The organism is Pseudomonas sp. IT-196MI5 (assembly GCF_949767415.1).
GTDB lineage: Bacteria > Pseudomonadota > Gammaproteobacteria > Pseudomonadales > Pseudomonadaceae > Aquipseudomonas.
The window spans coordinates 80828-105292 of sequence record NZ_CATKPZ010000022.1 but is presented as its reverse complement, the minus strand read 5'-3'; the positions used below and the strand labels follow the sequence as shown (position 1 = coordinate 105292).

Annotated in this window: 24 protein-coding genes and 1 other RNA gene; 11 read left to right on the top strand and 14 right to left on the bottom strand. The window is 58.2% G+C overall.

The window, feature by feature from the left end; genetic code table 11:
* Positions 1–370: 370 nt before the first annotated feature.
* Positions 371–724, bottom strand: an RNA gene (gene rnpB / locus ACM6IK_RS14875) — RNase P RNA component class A.
* 75 nt (positions 725–799) lie between these two features.
* Positions 800–1705, bottom strand: coding sequence for a 16S rRNA (cytidine(1402)-2'-O)-methyltransferase (rsmI, locus tag ACM6IK_RS14870; protein ID WP_414874935.1), 906 nt, complete (start codon positions 1703–1705; stop codon positions 800–802).
* A gap of 177 nt (positions 1706–1882) precedes the next feature.
* Here rsmI and ACM6IK_RS14865 point away from each other — a divergent pair, with 177 nt between their 5' ends.
* The 4 genes from ACM6IK_RS14865 to ACM6IK_RS14850 all read left to right on the top strand — a co-directional run bounded on the left by ACM6IK_RS14865 (position 1883) and on the right by ACM6IK_RS14850 (position 5329).
* Positions 1883–3694 carry a penicillin-binding protein activator gene (locus tag ACM6IK_RS14865; RefSeq protein WP_414874934.1) on the top strand — a complete coding sequence of 604 codons (1812 nt, stop codon included), beginning with the start codon at positions 1883–1885 and terminating at the stop codon, positions 3692–3694.
* Complete coding sequence (locus tag ACM6IK_RS14860) at positions 3694–4056, top strand: YraN family protein (RefSeq protein WP_108214910.1); 363 nt, start codon at positions 3694–3696, stop codon at positions 4054–4056. Before ACM6IK_RS14865 ends, ACM6IK_RS14860 begins: the two co-directional genes overlap by 1 nt.
* Before the next feature lie 104 nt (positions 4057–4160).
* The gene (locus tag ACM6IK_RS14855; RefSeq protein WP_007972584.1) at positions 4161–4754 is read left to right on the top strand and encodes a phosphoheptose isomerase; all 594 of its coding nucleotides are present in this window, start codon (positions 4161–4163) and stop codon (positions 4752–4754) included.
* Positions 4751–5329, top strand: coding sequence for a BON domain-containing protein (locus ACM6IK_RS14850; RefSeq protein ID WP_108214909.1), 579 nt, complete (start codon positions 4751–4753; stop codon positions 5327–5329). Before ACM6IK_RS14855 ends, ACM6IK_RS14850 begins: the two co-directional genes overlap by 4 nt.
* A gap of 166 nt (positions 5330–5495) precedes the next feature.
* Here the strand turns inward: ACM6IK_RS14850 and ACM6IK_RS14845 are convergent, their stop codons facing one another.
* The 7 genes from ACM6IK_RS14845 to rplM all read right to left on the bottom strand — a co-directional run bounded on the left by ACM6IK_RS14845 (position 5496) and on the right by rplM (position 10384).
* Positions 5496–5909 (bottom strand): ClpXP protease specificity-enhancing factor, encoded by a 414-nt coding sequence (locus tag ACM6IK_RS14845; RefSeq protein WP_085715923.1) that lies wholly within the window; start codon positions 5907–5909, stop codon positions 5496–5498.
* Positions 5910–5925: 16 nt separating this feature from the next.
* Positions 5926–6543: a glutathione S-transferase N-terminal domain-containing protein gene (locus ACM6IK_RS14840; RefSeq protein WP_060539471.1), complete on the bottom strand. Its 618-nt coding sequence runs from the start codon at positions 6541–6543 to the stop codon at positions 5926–5928.
* Between the two features lie 150 nt (positions 6544–6693).
* On the bottom strand, positions 6694–7476 hold the full coding sequence (locus ACM6IK_RS14835; RefSeq protein ID WP_414874933.1) for a cytochrome c1: 783 nt from the start codon (positions 7474–7476) through the stop codon (positions 6694–6696).
* Positions 7476–8687 (bottom strand): cytochrome b, encoded by a 1212-nt coding sequence (locus ACM6IK_RS14830; protein WP_008016686.1) that lies wholly within the window; start codon positions 8685–8687, stop codon positions 7476–7478. Before ACM6IK_RS14830 ends, ACM6IK_RS14835 begins: the two co-directional genes overlap by 1 nt.
* A complete protein-coding gene (gene petA / locus ACM6IK_RS14825; RefSeq protein ID WP_223548530.1) occupies positions 8687–9280 on the bottom strand; it encodes a ubiquinol-cytochrome c reductase iron-sulfur subunit in 594 nt (197 codons plus the stop codon). Before petA ends, ACM6IK_RS14830 begins: the two co-directional genes overlap by 1 nt.
* A 268-nt stretch (positions 9281–9548) precedes the next feature.
* Entirely contained in the window at positions 9549–9941 is a 393-nt protein-coding gene (gene rpsI / locus ACM6IK_RS14820; RefSeq protein ID WP_003205364.1) for a 30S ribosomal protein S9, read from the bottom strand.
* Between the two features lie 14 nt (positions 9942–9955).
* Complete coding sequence (gene rplM, locus ACM6IK_RS14815) at positions 9956–10384, bottom strand: 50S ribosomal protein L13 (RefSeq protein WP_007917032.1); 429 nt, start codon at positions 10382–10384, stop codon at positions 9956–9958.
* A gap of 245 nt (positions 10385–10629) precedes the next feature.
* Here rplM and ACM6IK_RS14810 point away from each other — a divergent pair, with 245 nt between their 5' ends.
* On the top strand, positions 10630–11670 hold the full coding sequence (locus tag ACM6IK_RS14810) for an NADP(H)-dependent aldo-keto reductase (protein WP_414874932.1): 1041 nt from the start codon (positions 10630–10632) through the stop codon (positions 11668–11670).
* A 103-nt stretch (positions 11671–11773) separates the two neighbouring features.
* Here ACM6IK_RS14810 and ACM6IK_RS14805 read toward each other — a convergent pair whose 3' ends face one another.
* Complete coding sequence (locus ACM6IK_RS14805) at positions 11774–12910, bottom strand: acyl-CoA dehydrogenase family protein (RefSeq protein WP_414874931.1); 1137 nt, start codon at positions 12908–12910, stop codon at positions 11774–11776.
* 221 nt (positions 12911–13131) lie between these two features.
* Here ACM6IK_RS14805 and ACM6IK_RS14800 point away from each other — a divergent pair, with 221 nt between their 5' ends.
* The 5 genes from ACM6IK_RS14800 (at position 13132) to ACM6IK_RS14780 (ending at position 19572) form a co-directional block, all read left to right on the top strand.
* Positions 13132–14052, top strand: coding sequence for a GlxA family transcriptional regulator (locus ACM6IK_RS14800; RefSeq protein ID WP_414875254.1), 921 nt, complete (start codon positions 13132–13134; stop codon positions 14050–14052).
* A 206-nt stretch (positions 14053–14258) separates the two neighbouring features.
* Entirely contained in the window at positions 14259–16205 is a 1947-nt protein-coding gene (locus ACM6IK_RS14795) for a flavin monoamine oxidase family protein (protein WP_414874930.1), read from the top strand.
* 208 nt (positions 16206–16413) lie between these two features.
* Positions 16414–17301, top strand: a complete 888-nt coding sequence (locus tag ACM6IK_RS14790) for a nitrilase family protein (RefSeq protein ID WP_277531667.1) — start codon at positions 16414–16416, stop codon at positions 17299–17301.
* A 16-nt stretch (positions 17302–17317) separates the two neighbouring features.
* Positions 17318–18511 carry a hypothetical protein gene (locus ACM6IK_RS14785; RefSeq protein ID WP_414874929.1) on the top strand — a complete coding sequence of 398 codons (1194 nt, stop codon included), beginning with the start codon at positions 17318–17320 and terminating at the stop codon, positions 18509–18511.
* A 77-nt stretch (positions 18512–18588) separates the two neighbouring features.
* A complete protein-coding gene (locus ACM6IK_RS14780) occupies positions 18589–19572 on the top strand; it encodes an asparaginase (protein ID WP_414874928.1) in 984 nt (327 codons plus the stop codon).
* A 90-nt stretch (positions 19573–19662) separates the two neighbouring features.
* Here ACM6IK_RS14780 and zapE read toward each other — a convergent pair whose 3' ends face one another.
* The 3 genes from zapE to ACM6IK_RS14765 form a co-directional block, all read right to left on the bottom strand.
* Positions 19663–20757: a cell division protein ZapE gene (gene zapE / locus ACM6IK_RS14775; protein ID WP_414874927.1), complete on the bottom strand. Its 1095-nt coding sequence runs from the start codon at positions 20755–20757 to the stop codon at positions 19663–19665.
* Positions 20758–20847: 90 nt separating this feature from the next.
* On the bottom strand, positions 20848–22203 hold the full coding sequence (locus ACM6IK_RS14770) for a tryptophan--tRNA ligase (protein ID WP_414874926.1): 1356 nt from the start codon (positions 22201–22203) through the stop codon (positions 20848–20850).
* A 24-nt stretch (positions 22204–22227) separates the two neighbouring features.
* Entirely contained in the window at positions 22228–22857 is a 630-nt protein-coding gene (locus tag ACM6IK_RS14765) for an alpha/beta hydrolase (RefSeq protein ID WP_414874925.1), read from the bottom strand.
* A gap of 144 nt (positions 22858–23001) precedes the next feature.
* Here ACM6IK_RS14765 and ACM6IK_RS14760 point away from each other — a divergent pair, with 144 nt between their 5' ends.
* The gene (locus ACM6IK_RS14760) at positions 23002–23436 is read left to right on the top strand and encodes a YhcB family protein (RefSeq protein WP_108214899.1); all 435 of its coding nucleotides are present in this window, start codon (positions 23002–23004) and stop codon (positions 23434–23436) included.
* Positions 23437–23704: 268 nt separating this feature from the next.
* On the opposite strand, the gene ACM6IK_RS14755 is transcribed toward ACM6IK_RS14760, so the two are convergent.
* On the bottom strand, positions 23705–24445 hold the full coding sequence (locus tag ACM6IK_RS14755) for an OmpA family protein (protein WP_414874924.1): 741 nt from the start codon (positions 24443–24445) through the stop codon (positions 23705–23707).
* Between the last annotated feature and the right edge of the window lie 20 nt (positions 24446–24465).

Below are 24465 nucleotides of genomic sequence, written 5' to 3'. Positions count from 1 at the left end.
AATGCCCCCACCACACCGTCAAGGCGCGGATTAAAGGAAAAGCCTTACAGAACTGAGATTTAGGAGCATTAACGGAGAGGCAACGAAAATCCGACAGATGAATCCACCCAATAACTTGAATCAGCACAGAAGGCTGCGTTCGGAAGTTAAAGTGTTTTATTAAGAGTAAGATTTTTTTGGTATTACAAAAGAGGTTCTGCTGACGATTGTGTAAGGAGGGAAACCGGTGCTTCGTGGAGTTTATGCGATCGCTACAAGCGAGGGCTAATCGATATCACAAAACCGCTTCTCCTGACGACTGTGCAAGGAGGGAAATTGCTACCACCGACACACTCTGCCTAATAACTTACAGCAGAGAGGAGAAAAAAAGGTGGAGAGTCGATCTGTAAGCCGGGTTCTGTCTTGAACAGTCATTCGTCTACGATGGCCATCACTGGACATCTTTAGCAACCTACCCGGTCCCAGCGCGGGCCACGCCTTGGGACCCTATTTGGTCTTGCTCCAAGTGGGGTTTACCTAGCCACGAACTGTTGCCAGACGTGCGGTGCGCTCTTACCGCACCTTTTCACCCTTACCGGCGCCGAAGCGCTTAGGCGGTTATTTTCTGTGGCACTTTCCGTAGGCTCGCGCCTCCCAGGCGTTACCTGGCACTTCGCCCTATGGAGCCCGGACTTTCCTCCCCCCCCTAATTTTCATAGGGGGCAGCGACTGTCCGATCGACTCTCCGCCGCGAAGGTTACCGGCAGAGCGCCCGAAGAACAAGCACCAAGCGCCATAGAGCACGCCTGTGCGTCGGGTTTTACTCGCCCTTCTGCTGATCCAGCGCGATCTGGTACAGCACATTCTTTCGCTCGCCGGTGATTTGCGCCGCCAAAGCTGCCGCTCGCTTGAGCGGCATTTCTTCGAGCAACAGGTTGAGGATGCGCATCGCCTCGCTGCTGACGGCACCTTCCTCCTCCGGCGCGGACCAGCCCGCCACCAGCACCACGCACTCGCCGCGCTGCTGGTTGCTGTCCGACTCGACAAACTCGCGCAGCTCAGCCATTGGCAGGCCCTTGAGGGTTTCAAACGTCTTGGTCAACTCACGGGCAAGCAGCGCCGGACGCTCGGGACCGAACACCAGCTCCATGTCTTGCAGGCATTCAAGGATGCGATGCGGAGCCTCGTAGAAGATCAAGGTGCGCGGCTCTTCCTTTACCTGCTCGAGACGCGCCCGCCGCCCCACCGCCTTGGCCGGGAGGAAACCTTCGAAAATGAAGCGGTCGGAAGGCAGCCCCGCCGCCGACAACGCTGCAATCAACGCGCAGGCACCTGGAACCGGCACCACATTGATGCCTGCAGCCCGGGCCTGCCGCACCAGGTGATAACCCGGATCGGAAATCAGCGGCGTCCCGGCGTCGGAGATCAACGCCACGTCGTCACCGGCAAGCAGGCGAGTGATAAAGCGACTGCCTTCATCCCGCTCGTTGTGCTCATGGCAGGCCGCCAATGGCGTCGCAATGCCGAAGTGTTGCATCAGGCGCTGGGAATGGCGGGTGTCTTCCGCGGCAATCAAGGCCACTTCACGCAGGATCTTCAGCGCCCGCGCACTGATGTCATCCAGGTTGCCGATGGGCGTCGCCACCACATAAAGCGAGCCAGCAGCGGAATTCAAAGCACCTGGAGCAGTCAAAGCGCACACCTCATGATCGGTAAAAGTCGCCATTGTAACGCGTCGCGAGGCGCACGATACGCGCAAGCAAAGGAGCCATCGGCGACTTTTTGTGCGCTGGCGCAACATTTACACCTGCTAAATTGATCGATTCACACCAGTAACATCGCGCCCCGGCCAGTGCTTGGGTACAATTCCACGCTAATTTGATCGAGTATCAGGAACGCTTACATGATCGCTTGCCTGCGGCTGTTATCCGCCCTCTGCCTCGCTGCCTTGCTGGCGGCTTGCGCCAGCTCGCCCTCCTCCAGCCTTGGCGAACTTCCACGGACACCGGATGCCAGTATCGAGCAACTGCTTGAGAAGGCTTCCCAAAGCAAATCGCCGGAAGATGCGGCCTTGCTGCGCTTGAGCGCTGCCGACCTGGCCTATCGCCAGGGCAATGCCGGCCAATCCGCGCAAATCCTGCAACAGGTTCCGACCGAGCAGCTCAAGCCCGGCCAACAGATTTTCGCCAACACTCTGGCGGCTGAACTGGCCATGACCCGCAACCAGCCCAAGGCCGCGCTGACGGCCTTGAGCCATCCGAGCATGCAACGCTTGAACGAACTGCCCGCAGAGCAACAGGTCCGCACCGGCACCGTTCACGCCCGCGCCCTTGAAGCGGATGGCCAGACCCTCGCCGCTGCTCGAGAGCGCATTTTCATCGCACCGATGCTAGAAGGTGAAGCCGCGAGCAAAAACCACGAAGCTATCTGGACGCTGATCGCTTCGCTGCCGACCGAGCAATTGCAACCGAACACCACCGACGATCTCGGCGGCTGGATGGCCCTGGCGCTGGCCGTGAAATCCGCCGGCACCCTGGAGCAGCAACAGGCCGCCATCGACAACTGGCGCGCGAAGAATCCGAAACACCCGGCAGCCATTCAATTGCCGCAGCCACTGACCCAACTCAAGGAACTGGCCAGCCAGCCCCTGAACAAGATCGCCCTGCTGCTGCCTCAGGACGGTCCATTGGCCTCGGTCGGCAAAGCACTGCGCGACGGCTTCATGGCTGCTCACTACCAGGCACAACAGGCCGGGCAGAAACCACCCGCCATCGAGTTCTATGACAGCTCGCGCCTGACCTCCATGGACGAGTTCTACCGCAAGGCCCAGGCCGATGGCGTGCAACTGGTCGTCGGCCCACTGGAGAAGCCGCTGGTCAAACAGCTGAGCGCTCGCCCGCAATTGCCGATCACCACGCTCGCGCTGAACTACAGCGAAGGCGATCAGGGTCCGGCGCAGTTGTTCCAGTTCGGTCTTGCCGCTGAAGACGAAGCCCGTGAAGTGTCGCGCCGCGCTCGCGCCGACGGCCTGCACCGCGCCGCCATCATGGTGCCGAAGGGTGAGTGGGGCGACCGCGTACTCAAGGCGTTCAGTCAGGACTGGCAAGCCAATGGCGGCACCATCGTCGCCACCGAACGCGTCGATCAACCGGTTCAGTTGGCCCAGCAGATTGCCGACATGTTCCAGCTGCGTCAGAGCGAAGGTCGCGCCAAGAGCCTGCAAAGCACCGTTGGCTCGCAAGTCGCTGCCCAGCCATCGCGCCGCCAGGACATCGAGTTCATCTTCCTCGCGGCAACACCACAACAGGCCCAGCAGATCAAGCCGACCCTGAACTTCCAGTACGCAGGCGATGTGCCGGTCTACGCCACCTCTCACGTGTTCAGCGCCAGCGGCGACGTCAACCAGTACAACGACATGAATGGCATCCGCTTCTGCGAAACGCCATGGTTGCTGGACGCCAACGACCCGCTGCGCCGCCAGGTCACCGCCCAGTGGCCGCAAGCCGCCGGCAGCCTGGGGCGCCTGTATGCCATGGGTGTGGACGCTTATCGCCTGGCACCGCGCCTGGGCCAACTCAAGTCTCTGCCGGACAGCCGCATCAACGGTGAATCGGGCAGCCTTGGCATATCTCAAAGCCAGCGGGTCGTGCGCCAGTTGCCATGGGCCGAGTTCGCCAATGGCCAGGTCCAGCGCCTGCCGGATACCACTCGCTGATGCCTGACAGGTCACGCCAGCAAAGCGGCATGGATGCCGAGCGCCATGCGCTCGAGCATCTTCAACAACAGGGTCTGCGCCTGCTGGCGCAGAACTGGTCGTGCAAACGCGGCGAGCTTGATCTGGTCATGCTAGATGGCGATACAGTAGTATTCGTTGAAGTCCGCTACAGAAAAAACACTCAATGGGGTGGCGCGCTCGACAGCATCGATGAGCGCAAACGGCAAAAACTGATTTTCGCCGCGCAATATTTTCTTCAGCGCGAGTCGCGCTGGGCCAATTCCCCTTGCCGCTTCGACGTGATTGCCATCGACAGCCACCTCGATCAGTTGAACTGGCTACAGAATGCCTTCGACGGCTGATCGCCGGCAGTGCGAACCGGACACTATCACCGAACACTTTTGCTCTTTGCTTTGCGGGCTGCACATTCATGTGCCGAACAGCCGCGCCACTTAAGGTCACACAGATGGACATGCAATCCCGAATTCGCCAGCTTTTTCAGGCCAGTATCGACACCAAGCAACAGGCGATGGAAGTACTTGCACCGCACATCGAGCAAGCCAGCCAGGTCATGGTCAACGCCCTGCTCAACGAAGGAAAAATGCTTTCCTGTGGTAACGGCGGCTCTGCCGGCGACGCCCAGCACTTCTCGTCCGAGCTGCTCAATCGCTTTGAGCGCGAGCGTCCGAGCCTGCCGGCCATCGCCCTGACGACCGACAGCTCGACGATCACCTCGATCGCCAACGACTACAGCTACAACGAAATCTTCTCCAAGCAGATCCGCGCACTCGGCCAACCGGGCGATGTGTTGCTGGCTATCTCCACCAGCGGCAACTCGGCCAACATAATTCAAGCGATCCAGGCCGCACATGATCGCGAAATGATTGTCGTAGCATTGACGGGACGTGATGGCGGCGGCATGGCGTCGCTGCTGTTGCCCGAGGACGTCGAGATTCGCGTACCGGCCAACGTCACCGCTCGTATTCAAGAAGTCCACCTGCTGGCGATCCATTGCCTTTGCGACTTGATCGACAGCCAATTGTTCGGGAGTGAAGAATGACCCCTAATCGCCTTGGCCTACTGGCCTTGACCCTGTGCCTCGGCATCAGTGGCTGCACCTCGGTGGTGACTGCCAGCCGTGAAGCACCGATTGAAGATGACCGCGGCACCCGCACACTGGGCAGCAAGATCGACGACTCCCTGATCGACACCAAGGTTGGCGTGAACATCGCCAAGGCTGACCCGGCCCTGGATAAGGACTCGCACATCGTCGTCACCAGCTTCAACGGCGTCGTGCTGCTCGCCGGGCAAACGCCACGCGCAGACCTCAAGGCCAAGGCCGAACAGGCCGCCGCCGCGGTCCAGCGCGTGAAGCAGGTGCACAACGAACTGCAGATCCTGCCACCCTCCAGCTTCCTGGCTCGTCAGAACGACACCTGGTTGACCTCCAAGATCAAGGCCCAGATGCTCGCCGATGCGAACATCCCTGGCTCGCGCATCAAGATCGTCACTGAAAACGGCATCGTCTACATGCTGGGCCTGCTGACCAAACAGGAAGCTGCGCAGGCGACCAACCTGGTGCAAGGTGTTTCCGGCGTGCAGAAGATTGTGAAGTTGTTTGAGTACATCGACTGAACCCCATCCTGCAGGAGCGAGCCTGCTCGCGAAAAACGTCCGGTGAATGCGCTCATTCAGACAGCCCGCGTCATCGTTCACGTCCATCGCGAGCAAGCTCGCTCCTACATCGTTTGAAGGTGGTGAAGTAATAAAAAAGGCGATCCTCTCGGATCGCCTTTTTTTATTACTTCACCACCTTCAAACTGGGTCGACCGCTTGGACGCGGCGGCTCACTGTCAGGTGGTGGAAGATCGTCATCCGGCTCGATCTCTTCGTCCTCGCCCATCGGCGATTCCAGATCAAACACCATGCCCTGACCATTCTCCCGGGCGTAGATACCCAGGATCGATGCAATAGGCACGTACAAGGTGTGCGGCACTCCACCAAAGCGCCCCTCGAAACTGACCGCCTCGTTATCCATGTGCAAGTGGCGCACGGCCTGCGGCGATACGTTCAGGACGATTTGTCCGTCACTGGCAAACCCCTGAGGCACCTGTACCGACGGATACTCGGAATTGACCAGCATGTGCGGGGTGCAATCGTTGTCCACAATCCACTCATAGAGCGCGCGGACCAGATAAGGTCGACTGGAGTTCATAGCGGCTCCTTAAGCCTTAGCGCATATCGCGTTCGACACCAGACAGACTCGCCTGGAAAGCCTCACGCGCAAACGAGCGCTCCATATAATCAAGCAGCGGCTTGGCCGGCCGCGGCAGTTCTATACCCAGGATCGGCAATCGCCAGAGTATTGGCAGTAGGCAGCAGTCCACCAGACTTTGTTCCTCACTGAGGAAAAACGGCTTGTCGGCGAACAGCGGTGACACACCCGTCAGGCTTTCGCGCAACTCTTTACGAGCCACGGCACGGGCCGCTTCCTTGGTCCGCGAATCCAGAATCAGGTCCACCAGACCACACCAATCTCGCTGAATGCGGTGTATCAGCAGGCGACTGTTGGCACGCGCCACGGGATAAACCGGCAGTAGCGGCGGGTGCGGGTAACGCTCATCCAGATATTCCATCACCACAGTCGACTCCCACAACGCCAGGTCGCGATCGACCAGGGTGGGCAAGCTGCCGTAAGGGTTCACCTCAATCAGTTTAGGTGGCTGACGTCCAGCTTCCACGTAAATGATCTCGGCGCTGACACCCTTCTCTGCCAGTACGATGCGCACTCGGTGGGAATAGTGGTCGGCGGGGTCGGAGTAACAGGCCAACCGATTGGTCACGCCCATGGCGATCCTCCTCGCTTGTAGAAATTATCGAACGCGGAAAAACGAGCGCGCCCAGAGGGCGCCTCCCGTAACGACTGGATAACCAGGCTCGCTACATCTTCAGAGGCGCCCTTGGGCGCGCGCGATTAACAGCAATAGCTTGAAGCTTTATCAGTGCACGTCTTTCCAGTATTCGCGCTTGAGCAGGTAAGCGAAGACGAAGAAGAACGCCAGGTACAACAATACGTACGTACCGATGCGCTGATGTTGCAGCTTAACCGGGTTAGCCGAGTAAGCCAGGAAGGTTACCAGATTCTTGACCTTCTCATCGAACTGCTCTTCAGTCAGAGCACCGCTTTTCGGCACGATGGTCAGTTGATCGCACGCTTCATGAGTCAATGGCGTACCGGTCAGCGGATCAAATTGCTTTTTGCCGCCGTCGACGATCTGAACCTGTTTGCAACCAACCACCTGGCGACCTTGCAGGCCAGCCAGGACGTTTGGCATGCCCACGTTCGGGAAGACCTTGTTGTTCACACCCCATGGACGCGACGGATCTTCGTAGAACGACTTCAGGTAACCGTAGAGCCAGTCAGTACCGCGAACACGGGCAACCAGGGTCAGGTCCGGCGGCGCGGCGCCAAACCAGGCCTTGGCGTCCGCTGGCTGCATGCCGATGCTCATGTGGTCGCCGATCTTGGCGCCAGTGAACATCAGCTTCTCCAGCATCAACTCATGGGGAATGCCCAAGTCGTCGGCAACTCGTTCATAGCGCTGGAACTTGGCACTGTGGCAACCCATGCAGTAGTTGGCGAACGTACGTGCGCCATCCTGCATGGCTGCTTTATCGGAAACGTCGATGTCTACTTTTTCAAGCTCCGGGCCACCGTGCTCGGCTGCGAAAGCGAACACTGGCAGCGCAGCAAGCATCAATACAGCAAATAGTTTTTTCATCAGCCAGTCACCCTTTCCGGAACCGGTTTGGTCTTCTCGAGCCTGGTGTAGAAAGGCATCAGAATGAAGTAGGCGAAGTACAGGAAGGTACATACCTGCGACAGCAACGTACGCTCAGGGGTTGGGGCCAATACGCCCAGCACACCCAGGATCACGAATGCGATGCAGAACACCCAGAGCCAGATCTTGCTCAGCCAGCCCTTGTAGCGCATCGACTTGACCGGACTACGGTCCAGCCACGGCAGGACGAACAGCACAGCAATGGCCGCGCCCATGGCGATCACACCAAGGAGCTTGTCCGGAATCGCACGCAAGATGGCGTAGAACGGGGTGAAGTACCAGACCGGAGCGATGTGCTCTGGGGTCTTGAAGGCGTTCGCCACTTCAAAGTTCGGCTTTTCAAGGAAGTAGCCGCCCATTTCCGGGAAGAAGAACACGATCGAGCAGAAGATGAACAGGAACACCACCACGCCGACGATATCTTTCACGGTGTAGTACGGGTGGAAGGCAATGCCGTCCAGCGGTATGCCGTTTTCGTCCTTGTGCTTCTTGATATCCACGCCATCCGGGTTGTTCGAACCGACTTCGTGCAACGCCAGGATGTGCAGCACCACCAGACCCAGGATAACGATCGGCAGGGCAACCACGTGCAAGGCGAAGAAGCGGTTCAGGGTAATACCGGAAATCAGGTAGTCACCACGAATCCACTGGGTCAGGTCGTTGCCGATGACCGGGATCGCACCGAACAGCGAGATGATTACCTGGGCACCCCAGTAGGACATCTGGCCCCACGGCAGCAGGTAGCCCATGAAGGCTTCAGCCATCAGCGCCAGGTAGATCAGCATGCCGAAGACCCACACCAGCTCACGCGGCTTCTGGTACGAACCGTAGAGCAGGCCACGGAACATGTGCAGATAGACCACGATGAAGAACGCCGAAGCGCCGGTGGAGTGCAACAGACGCAGGATCGAGCCGTACTCGACGTCACGCATGATGTATTCGACGGAAGCGAACGCCTCTTCCGCCGACGGGTTGTAGCTCATGGTCAGCCAGACACCGGTAACGATCTGGTTGACCAGAACGAGCAGCGCCAGGGAGCCAAAGAAATAGAAGAAGTTGAAGTTCTTCGGAGCGTAATACTTGCTGAGATGGTCTTCCCACATCTTGGTAGCGGGAAAGCGTGCATCAACCCAATCCATGAACTTGCTCATCACGCTTTCTCCGTATCGACGCCAATGATAATAATTTCATCGGTCTCATAGGAATGCGGGGGAACTGGCAGGTTCAAAGGCGCAGGTTGCGACTTGTAGACGCGACCAGCCAGATCGTAGTGGGAACCGTGGCAAGGGCAGAAATAGCCACCCACCCAGTCTTTACCCAGATCCGCAGGTGCCACTTCAGGACGGAAGGTCGGCGAGCAACCCAGGTGCGTGCAGATACCGATCAGCAGCAGAACCTCGGGTTTGATCGAACGGATTTCCGGATCAACGTAAGTCGGTTGCGTCGAGTTCTTGGAGGTCGGGTCAGCGAGCTGGCCCTCGATCTTCTTCAGATTCCCCAGGATTTCCGGTGTACGGCGGACGATGAACACCGGCTGGCCGCGCCACTCAGCAATCATCTGCTGGCCTGGCTCGATTTTGCTGACATTCACTTTCACCGGTGCACCTGCGGCTTTCGCCTTGGCACTGGGAAACCATGACCCCACGAACGGGACCGCAGCCCCCACCGCTCCTGCAGCACCCACCACGGATGTGGCTGCTACCAAGAAGCGACGCCGGCCTGCATTCACGCCGTCATTGCTCATTCAGTCCTCTCCATCAGCTTTGTGGCCTGTTAAATCAGGCGTCTACTAAGTAAATCTATGTACTTATAAAAATTTTGCCGAATGGTAATGAAAAGCCCCAATTCTGACAAGGTAATTACCGGAGCCCATCACCCCCAAGCCTTGTAGTATAGGGCGTCTGCGGATGTGGCAAGTTGTCACAGCGCAATTCTTCGATAAATCGCAGACACAAAAAAAACGCCCAGCTCCGTGAGGAAACTGGGCGTTCTTTTTTGAACGTGAAAGCGAATTAACGCTTCGAGTACTGCGGACGCTTACGCGCTTTACGCAGACCGACTTTCTTACGTTCAACTTCACGAGCATCGCGGGTTACGAAGCCGGCTTTACGCAGGGCGCCGCGCAGAGTCTCGTCGTAGTCCATCAGAGCGCGAGTGATGCCGTGGCGGATTGCGCCAGCCTGACCACTTACACCACCGCCGATCACGGTGACGTAGATGTCGAACTTCTCGACAGTCTCAGTCAATTCCAGCGGCTGACGAACTACCATGCGGGCAGTTTCGCGGCCGAAGAAATTATCCAGCGAACGGTTGTTGATGGAGATGTTACCAGTACCCGGACGCAGGAAAACGCGTGCGGTTGCGGTCTTGCGACGGCCAGTGCCGTAATTTTGAGTCGCCGACATAATGTACTATTCCGTTAAAACTTCAGTTCTTGGGGCTGCTGAGCAGTATGTGGGTGTGCAGCGCCCGCATAGACTTTCAGCTTACGGTACATGTCGCGACCCAGCGGGTTCTTAGGCAGCATGCCTTTAACCGCGGTCTCGATCACGCGCTCAGGGGCCTTGGCGATCAGCTTTTCAAAGTTGATCGACTTGATGCCGCCCGGGAAACCGGAGTGGGAGTAGTACATTTTGTCAGTGGTTTTAGCACCGGTAACACGGATCTGCTCAGCGTTGATTACGACGATGTAGTCGCCGGTGTCAACGTGAGGAGTGTACTCAGGCTTGTGCTTGCCACGCAGACGGCTCGCGATTTCGGTGGCCAGACGACCCAGGGTCTGACCAGCAGCGTCGACGACAAACCAGTCGCGCTTTACTGTTTCCGGTTTAGCAGTAAAAGTTTTCATTCTTTATAGCCTCAGGGGCCGCCCTGTAAATTAGACGGCGGATCTTACTGAATAGTGCGTACTTTGACAAGTCAAAGGCAGCCGGATACAGACGCTTTCGGGGGCTCGGGTCGGCGCGTCCGTTCAACGGCAAGATTCTTCGGCGGCGGCGCATCACTTCCACTGCAGAAAGAGGTGCGCAATTATGCAGATTGCGAAAAATAATTCAACCTGCTTTTATGAATGTTTTGCCCAAGGAGCACCCGATGGACTATCGCCAGCTAGGCCGAACCAATCTGAACGTGAGTGCCCTCTGCCTCGGCACCATGACCTGGGGCGAGCAAAACAGCGAGGCAGACGCCTTCGCCCAGATTGAGCGGGCCAAGGGCGCCGGGATCAACTTCATCGACACCGCCGAGATGTACCCGGTACCACCCAAGGCCGAAACCTACGCCACCACCGAACGCTACATCGGCAATTACTTCAAAAGCCGCGGCGACCGCCGCGACTGGATCCTGGCCAGCAAGATCGCCGGCCCCGGCAACACCATCGACTACATCCGTGACAAAAACCTGCGCCACAACCGCCAGCACATCACCGAAGCGGTGGATGCCAGCCTCCAGCGCCTGCAGACCGATTACATCGACCTGTATCAATTGCACTGGCCGGAGCGCAGCACCAATTTCTTTGGGCAACTCGGCTACAAGCACAAGATCGAAGCCAACCTGACCCCGCTGGAGGACACCCTCGAAGCGCTGGACGAGCAGGTCCGCGCCGGCAAGATCCGCCACATCGGTCTGTCCAACGAGACGCCATGGGGCACCATGCGCTTCCTGGCCCTGGCCGAAGCCCGAGGCTGGCCGCGCGCGGTGTCGATCCAGAATCCGTATAACCTGCTCAACCGCAGCTTTGAAGTCGGCCTGGCGGAAATCGCCATCCGCGAGCAATGCGGCCTGCTCGCCTACTCGCCGCTGGCGTTCGGTTTCCTTTCAGGCAAATACGAAGGTGGTGCCCGCCCGCCAAAAGGTCGCCTGAGCCTCTACAGCCGCTTCAGCCGCTATTTCAACCCGCAGTCGGAAGCGGCCTGCAGCCGTTACGTAGCACTGGCTCGCGAGCACGGCCTGGACCCGGCGCAAATGGCCCTGGCGTTCGTGACGCAGCAGCCGTTCGTGACCAGCAACATTATTGGCGCGACCACGATGGAGCAACTGGAGAGCAACATTGCCAGTTTCGACTTGAAGCTGTCGGAGGAAGTACTGGAAGGGATCGAGGCGATTCACAACGATCATCCGAATCCGGCGCCTTGATTGATTCATAGACCCAATCGCGAGCAGGCTCGCTCCCACAGGTTATTGTGATCTCCTGTGGGAGCGAGCCTGCTCGCGATGACGGACTAGCGGTCAGCGCCAATCAAAGCGACCGCGCAATAATCTCCTTCATGATTTCATTGGTCCCGGCATAAATCCGCTGCACCCGCGCATCCGCCCATGCCCGCGCGATCGGGTACTCCCACATGAACCCGTAACCACCGTGCAACTGCACACACTCGTCGAGCACCCTGCATTGCAGGTCGGTGCCCCAGTACTTGGCCATCGCCGCCGTCGGCACATCGAGCTTGCCTTGCAGGTGCAGCTCCAGGCAGCGGTCGACAAAAACCCGGCCGATCTGTATTTCCGTGGCCATCTCCGCCAGCTTGAACCGGGTATTCTGGAAATCCGCGATCGACTTGCCGAATGCCTTGCGCTCGCGGGTGTAGTCCAGCGTCCATTGCAGCGCCGCTTCCGCTGAAGCCAGCCCACCTATGGCCACCGTCAGGCGCTCCTGGGGCAACTCCTGCATCAGATAGGCAAAGCCCATCCCGGCCTGGCCCAGCAGGTTTTCCCTGGGCACACGCACGTCCTGGAAGAACAGCTCCGAGGTGTCCTGGGCTTTCATCCCGACCTTTTCCAGGCGCTTACCCTTTTCGAAGCCCGGCGTATTGGCCTCCACCAGAAACAGGCTGGTGCCCTTTGCACCGGCCTTCGGATCGGTCTTGGCCACGACGATCACCAGGTCGGCCAGGTAGCCGTTGGTAATAAAGGTCTTGGAACCGTTGATCACGTATTCATCGCCATCGAGCACGGCCGTGGTTTTCACCCCTTGCAGATCGGAACCGGCGCCCGGCTCGGTCATGGCGATCGCGGTAACCATCTCGCCAGACACCAGTTTCGGCAGGTATTCATGCTTCAGCGCCTCACTACCGTAATGCAGAATGTACGGCGCCACGATGTCCGAGTGCAGGGAAAAGCCGATGCCGGTCAGGCCAAGTCGCCCCACTTCTTCGATCACCACCGCGCTGTAGAGAAAGTCCGCCCCCAGGCCGCCGTACTCTTCCGGCAAGTGTGAGCAAAGCATCCCCGCCTCCCCTGCCTTGTTCCACAGTTTGCGGTCGATATAGCCTTGTTTTTCCCATTGCCCATGGAACGGCACCGCCTCTTTTTCGAGGAACGTTCGCACGCTGTCGCGGAAAAGCTCGTGCTCGGAACTGAACAGGGTTCTGGGGATCATGCGACACCTTTTCTTTGTAATTAGAAGGAATTGATCTTCAGAGCCTAAGCCTCGCCTCCGATACAGGACACTGGACACATCCGACAAAAAATAAGACGATCCAGCCGTCTGGTGACCACTTCCCCCTATAAAAATAAAGTTGAATTATGTCTATCCAAGCCTCCACGCCCCTGCGGCGCGTCAGTATCCTGGCCATCGACCGGGTTTTCGCTTCCACCCTCATGCAAGCCAAGGATTTCTTCCACCTCGCCAGCCTGCGCTACGGCAAACAGCTGGGCCAGGGCCTGACACCGGCGTTTGAAACCCGCCTGGTCAGCCCCGATGGCAAACCGGTCAACACCTTCAGCGACGTGCTGATTCCGGTGGATGGCGGGCTGGAAAACGCCGACATCATCGTTCTTCCTGCGTTCTGGGACGATTTCGACAGCCTTTGCAAACGTTACCCGCAAGTCCTGCCCTGGTTGCGCCAGCAGCATGCGCGCGGTGCCGTACTGTGCGGCGAAGCCACCGGCGTGTTCTGGCTCGCTGAAGCCGGGCTGCTCAACGGCAAGGAAGCGACCACCTACTGGCGCTTCTTCAATGCCTTCGCCGAACGCTTCCCCCAGGTTCAACTCAATCAGGACAAGCACCTGACCGACGCCGACAACCTGTACTGTGCTGGCGGCACCACCTCGGCGTGCGATCTGTACATTTACCTGATCGAGCGCTTCTGCGGCGCCAATGTGTCCCAGGCCGTAGCGCGGGACATTCTGTATGAGGTGCAGCGCAGCTACGCGCCTGGACGCATCGGGTTTGGTGGCCAGAAGCTGCACCAGGACGTGATCATCCTGCAGATCCAGCACTGGCTCGAAGAACACTTCGCCGACAAATTCCGCTTCGAAGACGTCGCCCGCGAACACGGCATGAGCATCCGCAACTTCATGCGCCGCTTCCAGACCGCCACCGGCGACAAGCCACTGCATTATCTGCAACGCCTGCGCATCGAAACCGCCAAGGGCTTGCTGTCCGCCAGCCGCAAGAGCATCAAGACCATCAGTTACGAAGTCGGCTACGACGATGCGAGCTTCTTTGCCCGGCTGTTCCGCCAGCACACCGAACTGTCGCCGAATCAGTATCGGCAGCAGTTTCAGCAGGCAGCGTAGGCCTCAGGCCTCAAACAAATCCCATGTGGGAGGAGCCTGCTCGCTTCCACATTGAATCTTGCGCGGGCCACGCAGTTCTTTCGCTGTGCATTTTCCTACGCAAAAAGAGGAATACAGAGCGCCGGAGAACCCAACCCTGCCCACAGACGCAGCCCCTTAAAAAACCTCAACATCTTCCCTGCAAACACCATCAGGGAAGATCAACCATGACTATCGGATCAAGCTACAACTACCCTTCATACATCGCCAAGGAGGCCGCCCGAACAAAGCGATCAGCTAAAAACAAATGGGCGGCTCGCTTTCCCAATCCGCCGGATTTGTGCTTTGACTATCGTGCCCTGGTAGAACAGGAAAACGGCATCGCCAGGGCAACTGACCCGCAACATAAAATCTGCATCATCGGCGCCGGCGTCACTGGCCTGACCGCCGCCAGAGAACTCTATCGCTGCGGCTTTACCCATATCACCCTCATCGAACAATCCAGACGCATCGGCGGCAGGCATCTGACTGTTCCCGGTAGCCGAAACTCGGCAGCAAGCCATACACCGTTTGAAATGGGCGCCATGCGCATGCCCTTTTTCAACCGGGCGGATGAGCCACCGACAGAAGGTCGGTCGCTGATGGCTTACTACGCCAATCAATTTGAATTGGCGTTTTCAGACTTCGCCAACCCCGGTAGCCAATGGGTTAACTCGACAGGTATCTATCTCCGGGAGGGCAGCATGGGCGGCGGATCGGCCCCGCAAATGTTGATATGGAAAAACGAAGACGGTGTCACACCGCCTCCCGGCGATGAATTGCAAAAGGTTTATTCCAAGTGGAAAGCCTTTGCCGATCGCATGACCCGCCACGTTGCTGAGCTCTATGCGAGCCAGGGATGGGAAGCCATTTGGGCTTCCATCGTTGAAAAATACGAGAGTGTCTCGTTCCGCGACCTGGTCAGCATGCCAGCGCTGGAAGCTTGGGATGACCGCTCACCCGGGGATTTCGGCGGAATGGGAATGTCTGCGCAAGAGTCCGCAATTTTTTACGCGATAGGTATAGGTGACGGTAGCTGGGGAGCTTTTTACGACGTCTGCTGCCTCTACCCTCTGCGTACCGCAATTTTCGGTTTCAGCAGCCAATTGCAACTGATCCATGGTCGAGTGGACTCAAACGGCGATCCACTGGATTCGCCCTACCTGAATAGCGAAGCCGTTTTTGACTCAATGGGGCAGAGTTTCGACAGGCCCCGCTACATCGGCCTCGCCGCGCTGGACGAATGCCTGCTGTTTGTGAAAACCGACGAAACCGGAAAGTCCTTCTACGAACATTGCCTCGAAAGAAGCAATGGGCTTCTCACCGACTCATCCGTCACAAAACTGGAAAAGCTGACCAATCAAAAAATACGCGTCTATTACAACTGGAAACACAGTCAACCCGAGCGAATCCAGAAGCAATTTGATGATTTTGACTCGGTCATCATGACACTACCCTCCTGGCTGATTGAAACTCGAATCAAGCTCGAAAATTTCACCCGGGAGATGCTGCCTTTCGAGACGATTAACGCCTACAAAACCGCACACTGGGAAACTAGCTGCAAAGTGTTTGCACCACTGAAAAAATCATTTCTCTCGAAAAACAAAAACATCCCGCAAGCCATCGTAACCGACAGTTTTATCCACGATGTCTATACCTACCGCTACAACGACAATTACAGCTATGACTGCATCCTGCTGAGTTATACCTGGGAAGATGACGCAACCAAGCTCGCCTCACTCAGCGATAAAGAGTTGGTATCAAAATGCGCCGAAGAGCTGGATCGCATACTCATGAACTCTGCCAACGTCCAGGAAAAAGTCTCTCCCTACATCAGCATCGATCAAGCAGTGGTTCAGCGTTGGATCACTGATAAAAATGCTCTGGGCTGTGCCAAGCTTTACCGACCGGGCACCTACTACGATGCCGTCGGCCTGATGAAGTACAACCGGGACCTTGCTCATGTATCAGGCTTGTATTTGTCCGGCGAGTCATTTTCCGTCGATGCAGGTTGGACGGAGCCATGTTTTCGCGGTGCTGTCGATGCAGTGATTCATATCTGCAACAAAACCGCCGCGACCTTCAATGGCGGATTTTCCTTGAGCGACTACCCGCACTACCAAGTCAAGATCTGATCACACCCCCCGCTCCAGAGCCATGCACGCAATACATGGCTCTACCTCTCGCGTCGGCTGCCCACTGCCACCAAACATCACTCTGATCCACTTTCGGAAAAGGACTACGGCCGAAACGGAAGTAGCTGACTTACACCCCATTCCTGACTCCCCTCTTATACACACGCGATTTAACAGTTTGAAAAACAATAAAAAGAGGAACAACGGAATGACTGAGCCAACAAGCCCTGTTCGTGTTGCAGTCGTGCAATTCGACCCACAAGTCGGCATCGAGAAATGTGTAGGTAATCTGCGTCGCAGCCTGGAATTGGCGCTTGAAGCGGTAAACGGCGGTGCGAATCTCATCGTTCTGCCCGAGCTTTCCAATACCGGCTATTTCTTCAGCAATCGACAGGATGCCTTCGCCCACGCCGAAGCGGTTCCCGACGGGCCAAGCGTGCAGCGCTGGATCGACTTCGCCCGCGAACACAACGTTTACCTCGTGGCCGGTCTGGCCGAACGCGACGGCATGCGACTCTTCAACACCGGCGTTCTGGTGGGACCAGACGGATTTATCGGCAAGTACCGCAAAGCCCATCTGTGGAATCTGGAGAAGCTCTGGTTCACCCCCGGCGACCTGGGTTTCCCGGTTTTCGACACACCGATCGGCCGCATCGGGCTATTGATCTGCTGGGACATCTGGTTTCCGGAAGTTCCGCGAATCCTCGCCCAGCAAGGCGCAGACATCATTTGCAGCCTGAACAACTGGGTCTGGACACCGCCGCCGCTGTTCGACGATGCCGGTAAGTGCATGGCATCGTATCTGACGATGACCGCCGCTCACGTCAACAACGTGTTTATCGCCGCCGCCAGCCGTATCGGCGAGGAGCGCGGCGCGCGCTACCTGGGTTGCTCGTTGATTGCAGGAACCAACGGCTGGCCGATTGGCGCCGTGGCATCGGCAGACAGGCAGGAAATCCTGTTTGCCGATGTCGACCTGACCAGCTCCCGCAGTGCGCCCATCTGGAACAACCTGAACGATCTGCATCGCGATCGCCGAGCCGATCTTTACGATCAGATGCTCGGCTACACCCAACACCCTTGCCTCCCACGTTGATCAGGAGGCCTATCCCATGGAAGTTACAACCGACAGAAACCAACCATCGCGCAAATCACCGATTGATACAGCCGTCGTCCTGCTAATGATCGGCGCGACACTGCTGATCGCCTGGCTTTCTTTCAGCAACCGGACTTTCTGGGGAGCGCATTGGCCCGGGTACGGCGACATGGTATCGCTGCTACCCGAACCGAGTGCCTGGTTGCGCTGGGTGTTAGGCGACATCAGCGAGGTGGCTTTCTACAAGCACGAGTTCGCCTCGATCGGCCTGCTGGCGGGCGCTTATCTGGCTTACTGGGCGAATCGAACGGGGAAGTCCTGGCAAGGGTTTGCCATCTCCTATGGAACGGGACTTTGGCCCTGGCTGGTCACCAGTTCGTTGCTCGGGCTGCTGCTGAGCAATCTGCTGTGGGGCTGGACGGTGACAGCCACAACCTGGCAACCCACATTCGTTGCATTCGTCTCGCTGCCAGCGGCGATGGTGCTGATGTTTGGCGGAGGCTGGAAGGTCACGATCAACGGCGCACTCATGGGCGCGGTACTCGTCACGCCCATGTGCCTGCTGATCGTCAACTACGTGTGCCAACCGCTGGCCTTGCCTGCGGTGATCGGCAATGTGCTGGGCATGGCGGTTGCCAGTGTCCTGGCGTTTCTGTTTTGCCGCTATTGGCCGAACCTGGTGAAATCCAGGTCATCGCAAACGCCACCCGCCTCGATTGCCACCGCCAAGGCGCCCGACTATGGCGTCATCTGGAGCCTGCGGCGGATTCTGGCGGACTTTTCCGAAGCACCGTTCTTCGGCAATGAGCTGGCCAGCCTTGGCCTGATACTGGGGGCATTGCTGGCGTACAGCTTGAACCCTTCAAGCCCTGCGTACGGATCGGGCCTGTTGCTGCACATCATCGGCGCGCAGGCATTGGCCTCGGCCATCGGCGTACTGATCTGGCGTAAACAATGGATGCTGCGCGGCTGGTATCCCACTTACATCCCGCTGGTTTCAGTGGTGCCCGCGGCGATCCTGGCCTATGGCGGCAGCTGGCAGATTATCGTCTCAAGTGCACTGCTGGGGGCATTGCTCGCACCACCTCTGGCCTGCGTGATTGCCAGGAAATTACCGGCCGACATGCACGCCTACATCGCCAATGTACTGTCGATGGCCATCAGTACGCTGCTGATCGTGCCGCTGATCGGTTTTCTGATCGCTGATTAATGCCCCAACCATTCGGCTGTATCGCGGCCTCAAAAGCGGATACAGCCACTTTTCATTACAAACAAGCGAGGTATCCCATGGACCTGCCCAAACTGTCCATCGCGGCACTTGGCGGCACGGTAAGCATGCAAGCGAGCAATGCCGGTGAAGGCGTCATCCCGACCATCGGCGGCGAAGTCCTGCTGACGTCCATACCGGAACTGACAACACTGGCCGCAGTCACCGTCGAGACCCTCGGCCTGCTGCCCAGTGCCTCTCTGGATTTCGAGTTTTTGCTGAACGTATTGTCCTGGGCTGAGTTTCAGGTCAAACAGGGCGCCGTTGGGGTCGTGATAACCCAGGGCACCGACACCCTCGAAGAAGCCGCGGTGTTTTTGGATTACCTGTGGCCCTACGACACCCCCTTGGTGCTGACCGGTGCCATGCGTTCCGCAGCGCAACCAGGTGCCGATGGGCCGGCCAATCTGCTGGATGCATGTCGCGTTGCCTTGGCGCAGAACAGCCGGCAGCGCGGTGTCCAGGTCGTGATGAACGGACAGATTCATCACGCGTGCAGCGTACGCAAAACCGATTCGCTGGCATTGCAGGCGTTTTCCTCTCCGGTCGTGGGGCCCGCGGGCCTACTGTTGGAAGACCGTGTTCGCTACCTGCGCCCGCCGGGGCCACGCACGGTGTTACCGTTGCCGCAACAGACCACACAGAAGGTTGCGCTGCTTGAGGCCTCACTTTCGGCCGACACCCTGCTACTGGAAAATATTCTCGCACTCGATTACGACGGGCTGGTGATCGGCGGTTTCGGCGCCGGCCACATCTCGCAGCGCTGGGCGACAATGATTGAGCATATTGCCGAACGAATCCCCGTTATCATTGCGACCCGAACCGGCTCCGGCTCCACCGCACGTGCCTCTTACGGTTTTGACGGTGGTGAAATGGACTTGATCCGCAAGGGGGCATTGATGGCGGGTTTCCTATGTCCGCGCAAAGCCAGAATTCTGCTTTGGCTGCTGCTTGGTTGCCAACGGCAGCACGAGCTTGCGCAGTACCTCCACGAAGGCATTTGACTTCAAAACAATGTACAAACCTGTGGGCGGAGGATTTTCGCTGACAAAAAAGGCCTGCATGTGCAGGCCTCTTTTATTTCCCGAACTGTCCTACGGCTTGTGCGCCCGAGCCAGGAATTCGTGGGATTGCATTTCCAGCAGACGACTCAGAGTCCGCTGGAACTCGAAATTCAGGCGACCGCCGGTGTACAGATCCTTGAGCTCGACTTCGGCAGAAATGATCAGCTTCACGTTACGGTCGTAGAACTCGTCGACCATGTTGATGAAGCGTCGGGCGATGTCGTCGGTGGTGACGCTCATCTGCTCGACATCGCTGAGCAACACGGCGTGGAAGATCTTGCCCAGTTCGATGTAGTCGTTCTGGCTGCGCGGGCCGTCGCACAGTTCGCGGAAGTTGAACCAGGCCACGTCATCGCAGGTGCGCAGGGCACGGATTTCACGGTTTTCGATCATCAGCACGTCATTTTCGACCGCTGCCGTGCATTCCGGTGTCAGCGCACGGAAGCTCTTGCGCAGGCTTTCGTTGGCGGCTGCGTCGAGCGGATAGTGGAACAGCTCGGCTTGTTCCAGGTGACGCAGTCGATAGTCGACGCCGCTGTCGACGTTGACGATCTCGGTATGCTGCTTGATCAGCGCAATGGCCGGCAGGAAGCGCGCGCGTTGCAGGCCGTCCTTGTACAGGCCGTCCGGCACGATGTTCGAAGTCGCGACCAGGGTCACGCCGTTCTTGAACAGTTCCTCCATCAGGGTGCCGAGGATCATGGCGTCGGTGATGTCGGACACGAAGAACTCATCGAAGCAGATCACCCGGGCTTCGGTGGCGAAACGCTTGGCGATGATGGTCAGCGGGTTTTTCTCGCCGCCCAGGGTTTTCATCTCTTCGTGCACGCGCTTCATGAAGCGGTGGAAGTGCGTACGGGTCTTTTCCTTGAAGGGCAGCGCTTCGAAGAAGGTGTCCACCAGGTAAGTCTTGCCGCGACCTACGCCGCCCCAGAAATACAGGCCCTTGACCGGGGTCTGATCCTTCTTGCCAAACAACTTGCCCAGCAGGCTCGGCTTGTTTTGCTCGGCCGCGACCAGGTCGTCGTACAGGCGCTGCAAATGACGCACGGCGGTTTCCTGCGCAGCATCATGGAAGAATTCCGGGCGTTTCAGATCAGCTTGATATCGTTCTAGGGGCGTCATAATTCGTTAGCAAGGCAACAAAAACGGGCCGACACTGTAGCGACGGCCCGCAGGAATGGCAATCGGCCCTTGGTCGGGCCGAGCCGTTGATTATTCCTGAATCGGTGTCAGGGCAATGCGCAAGGCCTCGATGGCCGCGTCGCGTGCGGCGCTGTCGGCGAAGGTCGGACTGTCGGCAACGCACTGACCTTCGAGCCAGACGCTGAAGCATTGTGCTTCACTGCGAACGTCCAATGCCTGACCTGACTGCAACTGTTTGGTCACTTGACCTGCGGTCTTGCCATCGGCGAAGTTGCGCGACAGGAGCAGTTGCTCGCCATCGGCGGCCAGCAGACGGAAGCGGAAACTGCCGTCGTCTTCGCGGAAGCTGACAAAACGTGCAGTTTTTGCAGCTTTCTTCCTGGTGGTCGCCGCCACTTGAGCCTGGGCAACGAAGGAGCGCAGGCCCACCGCTTCACGCAGTTCGTTGAGGAACGGTGTTGCCACCGCCCGGGCCTTTTTCGCGCCGTGTTGCAGGATGTCTTCCAGATCCGCCGGACGCTCGATCAACAGGTTATAACGCTCGCGGGACTCGCCCAATTCGTTGTCCAGTAGCTGGAACAGACGATTCTTCGCTTCGCCCCAACCCAGGCCCTGCAACAGTTCGCTGCGGAATTCGTCGGACTGTGCCGGGGTGGCGAACGCCTGGAACAAGGTGAACAGGTGCGAATTGTCCGGATCCTTGGCTTCGCCCGGCGCGCGGGAGTCGGTGACGATCCGCGAAATCGCGTCCTTCATCTCTTTGGCGCTTGAGAACAGCGGAATGGTGTTGTCGTAGCTCTTCGACATCTTGCGGCCATCCAGGCCCGGCAACGTGGCGACGCTCTCTTCGATCAACGCCTCGGGCATGGTGAAGAACTCTTTGCCCTGGCCAAACAGGTGGTTGAAGCGCTGACCGATGTCCCGCGCCATTTCCACGTGCTGGATCTGGTCACGACCGACCGGCACCTTGTGCGCGTTGAACATCAGGATGTCCGCGGCCATCAGCACCGGGTAGCTGTACAGGCCCATGGTGATACCGGCATCCGGGTCTTCGCCGGTCTCGACGTTCTTGTCCACCGAAGCCTTGTAGGCGTGGGCGCGATTGAGCAAGCCCTTGGCCGCAACGCAAGTCAGCAGCCAGGTCAGTTCAGGGATTTCCGGGATGTCGGACTGGCGGTAGAAGGTCACGCGGTCGACATCCAGGCCACCGGCCAGCCAGGTCGCGGCGATTTCCAGACGCGAGCGCTGGATGCGCAGCGGGTCATCGCACTTGATCAGGGCGTGATAGTCGGCCAGGAAGTAGAACGAATCGGCATTGCTGTCACGGCTGGCGACGATCGCCGGGCGGATGGCGCCAGCATAGTTGCCCAGGTGCGGCGTGCCGGTGGTGGTGATGCCGGTGAGGATACGGGTACGAGTCGTCATGGGTAATCGCTTGTCAGACTGCAATCAATTCGAGAGACGCGGCAGGATCAGATCCTTGAGATCGGTCAGCTTGCCATGAAAAAAGTGTCCGCATTCTGCCACTTTCAGCAGCTCATGGGGACGTTCGAGCTTGTCGGACCATTGGTATACGACTTGTGGATCGATCACTTCGTCGGTTTCCGGCTGAATCAGGGTCAGTTCGCCGTGCTGCGGCAGTTGATCCTGGTCGCCGAGGCGCATGACCGCCGGCGCAACCATGAACAGGTGCTTGAGCTGCTCGCCCCTGGCCTCGAGGCGTCCGCCGAGACTTGCGGCAACAAAACCGCCGAAGGAGAAACCGAACAGGGTCAGCGGCAATGCCGGGTGTCTGGCGCGAAACCATTCGGCGACAGCCTGGGCATCATCGACTTCACCGGTGCCCATGTCGTGGGTACCTTCGCTGGCACCAACGCCACGATAGTTGAAACGCAGGGTGATCAAACCGGCATCACGCGCGGTGCGCTGCAGGGTCGAGACCACTTTGTTGAGCATAGTGCCACCCTGCACCGGGTTTGGATGGCAGATCAGTGCTATGCCGCGCGGATCTTCATTATCAAGATACAGGGCTTCCAGTTGCCCGACCGGGCCGTCAATCACTACAGGGGTTTCACGCATAAGCAAGGAAGGAACTCCGTGACCTCGAATAAGGTCGACTCGTCTAGCAATTTGTCTGTGGCTGTCTATTGCGAGTGAATCGCGGTATACAGCGCAGGTTCGAGCCGTTAACGTAAAGCAAAGCCGTTTATAGAGGAAGGACTCGTGGAACACTCGCTCTTAGTTTGGTTGTTACCGACTCTTGCCCTGGTTGTGGGTGTCGCCATTGGGTTTCTGATCGCTCGCCTTGCGCCGAATGCCGCGCCTAACCGCACGCAGCGTCAGCTGGACGATATTCAGGAACGTTTCGACAGTTATCAGAACGAGGTGGTGACCCACTTCAACAGCACCGCGACACTGGTCAAGAAGCTGACTCAGAGCTATCAGGAAGTGCAGGACCATCTCGCCGAGGGTGCCAACCGCCTGGCCCTGGACGAACAGACTCGCCAACGCCTGCTGGCCTCCCTGCATGCCGATGCAGCGCAGGCTCCACGGGAACGCCTGACGCCGCCACGCAATCAGGAGCCGCCACGCGACTACGCACCGAAAGCCCCGAACTCGCCGGGCATGCTCGATGAGCATTACGGCCTGAAGAAGTAAGCCGCTTTCGCGCGATACAAAAAGCCCCCGGACACGTGATTGTCCGGGGGCTTTTTGTTGCCTGAACTCTTCTTTGCCCGTACTGGCCCCATCGCGAGCAGGCTCGCTCCCACAGGGTTCTTCTTTGATCACAGAATTTGTGTATGTCGAAGATCAATTGTGGGAGCGGGCTTGCCCGCGAAGGGGCCAGAACTGACGATACAAAAAAGCCCGCTTGATCTGTTTAGAATCGGGCGGGCCTTTTTACGCCAGGGGTTCAATCAGACGATCAAGGATACTGCTGAACCGTACCTTGCTGCTGAGCACCATACTGCTGACCCGGAATCGCCTTGAGGTTGACCTCGACACGGCGGTTCTGCGCGCGGCCATTGACGTCGGCGTTGCTGGCAACCGGGCTATCCGGGCCGGCGCCACGAGCGCTCAGGTTTGCACCGCTGACACCTTGCGAGGTCAGGTAGGTTGCCACGCTTTGGGCGCGACGCTGGGACAGGTCCATGTTGTGCTGACGACTGCCGGTGCTGTCGGTATAACCGATGATCTCGATCTGGTTCTGGTTGAACTCTTTCAGCGAGCCCGCCAGGTTGTTCAGAGGCTGATAGAAACCTGGGGCAATGTTCGCCGAATCGGTCGCGAACGTGATGTTGCCCGGCATGATCAGCTTGATCTGGTCGCCCTGGCGCTGCACTTCAACACCGGTGTTAGCCATGCTGGCGCGCAACTTTTTCTCTTGCTGATCGGCGTAGTAGCCGTAGCCGGCGGCGGAAGCACCAACCACTGCAGCACCGATCAGTGCGCCCTTGCCACGGTTATCGTGGTTGATGGCAGCACCGGCCAGCGCACCGGCCAGAGCGCCGAGGCCGCCGTATTTCGCGGTCTTGCTCATGCCTTCGGAGCCGCTATCCGCCTGACCCTGAGCCTGGCCCTGACCGCCGTATGGGTTAGGCGAGGCACAACCGGACAAAACGGCCACAGCTGTAGCGACAATAATCAAACGACGCGTGGTGAACATGTAAAGCTCCTACTTTTTTG

What these genes read in the sequence shown, in the direction of transcription:
- ACM6IK_RS14840 (WP_060539471.1), bottom strand. Translation starts at nt 6,543, where the DNA reads ATGGGCGTGACCAATCGGTTGGCCTGTTACTCCGACCCCGCCGACCAC.
- ACM6IK_RS14785 (WP_414874929.1), top strand. Translation starts at nt 17,318, where the DNA reads ATGGAAGTTACAACCGACAGAAACCAACCATCGCGCAAATCACCGATT.
- rplM (WP_007917032.1), bottom strand. Translation starts at nt 10,384, where the DNA reads ATGAAAACTTTTACTGCTAAACCGGAAACAGTAAAGCGCGACTGGTTT.
- ACM6IK_RS14770 (WP_414874926.1), bottom strand. Translation starts at nt 22,203, where the DNA reads ATGACGACTCGTACCCGTATCCTCACCGGCATCACCACCACCGGCACG.
- ACM6IK_RS14845 (WP_085715923.1), bottom strand. Translation starts at nt 5,909, where the DNA reads ATGAACTCCAGTCGACCTTATCTGGTCCGCGCGCTCTATGAGTGGATT.
- ACM6IK_RS14835 (WP_414874933.1), bottom strand. Translation starts at nt 7,476, where the DNA reads ATGAAAAAACTATTTGCTGTATTGATGCTTGCTGCGCTGCCAGTGTTC.
- ACM6IK_RS14780 (WP_414874928.1), top strand. Translation starts at nt 18,589, where the DNA reads ATGGACCTGCCCAAACTGTCCATCGCGGCACTTGGCGGCACGGTAAGC.
- ACM6IK_RS14830 (WP_008016686.1), bottom strand. Translation starts at nt 8,687, where the DNA reads ATGAGCAAGTTCATGGATTGGGTTGATGCACGCTTTCCCGCTACCAAG.
- ACM6IK_RS14865 (WP_414874934.1), top strand. Translation starts at nt 1,883, where the DNA reads ATGATCGCTTGCCTGCGGCTGTTATCCGCCCTCTGCCTCGCTGCCTTG.
- ACM6IK_RS14855 (WP_007972584.1), top strand. Translation starts at nt 4,161, where the DNA reads ATGGACATGCAATCCCGAATTCGCCAGCTTTTTCAGGCCAGTATCGAC.
- petA (WP_223548530.1), bottom strand. Translation starts at nt 9,280, where the DNA reads ATGAGCAATGACGGCGTGAATGCAGGCCGGCGTCGCTTCTTGGTAGCA.
- ACM6IK_RS14805 (WP_414874931.1), bottom strand. Translation starts at nt 12,910, where the DNA reads ATGATCCCCAGAACCCTGTTCAGTTCCGAGCACGAGCTTTTCCGCGAC.
- rpsI (WP_003205364.1), bottom strand. Translation starts at nt 9,941, where the DNA reads ATGTCGGCGACTCAAAATTACGGCACTGGCCGTCGCAAGACCGCAACC.
- zapE (WP_414874927.1), bottom strand. Translation starts at nt 20,757, where the DNA reads ATGACGCCCCTAGAACGATATCAAGCTGATCTGAAACGCCCGGAATTC.
- ACM6IK_RS14810 (WP_414874932.1), top strand. Translation starts at nt 10,630, where the DNA reads ATGGACTATCGCCAGCTAGGCCGAACCAATCTGAACGTGAGTGCCCTC.
- ACM6IK_RS14795 (WP_414874930.1), top strand. Translation starts at nt 14,259, where the DNA reads ATGACTATCGGATCAAGCTACAACTACCCTTCATACATCGCCAAGGAG.
- ACM6IK_RS14755 (WP_414874924.1), bottom strand. Translation starts at nt 24,445, where the DNA reads ATGTTCACCACGCGTCGTTTGATTATTGTCGCTACAGCTGTGGCCGTT.
- ACM6IK_RS14765 (WP_414874925.1), bottom strand. Translation starts at nt 22,857, where the DNA reads ATGCGTGAAACCCCTGTAGTGATTGACGGCCCGGTCGGGCAACTGGAA.
- ACM6IK_RS14850 (WP_108214909.1), top strand. Translation starts at nt 4,751, where the DNA reads ATGACCCCTAATCGCCTTGGCCTACTGGCCTTGACCCTGTGCCTCGGC.
- ACM6IK_RS14800 (WP_414875254.1), top strand. Translation starts at nt 13,132, where the DNA reads ATGCAAGCCAAGGATTTCTTCCACCTCGCCAGCCTGCGCTACGGCAAA.
- rsmI (WP_414874935.1), bottom strand. Translation starts at nt 1,705, where the DNA reads ATGGCGACTTTTACCGATCATGAGGTGTGCGCTTTGACTGCTCCAGGT.
- ACM6IK_RS14860 (WP_108214910.1), top strand. Translation starts at nt 3,694, where the DNA reads ATGCCTGACAGGTCACGCCAGCAAAGCGGCATGGATGCCGAGCGCCAT.
- ACM6IK_RS14790 (WP_277531667.1), top strand. Translation starts at nt 16,414, where the DNA reads ATGACTGAGCCAACAAGCCCTGTTCGTGTTGCAGTCGTGCAATTCGAC.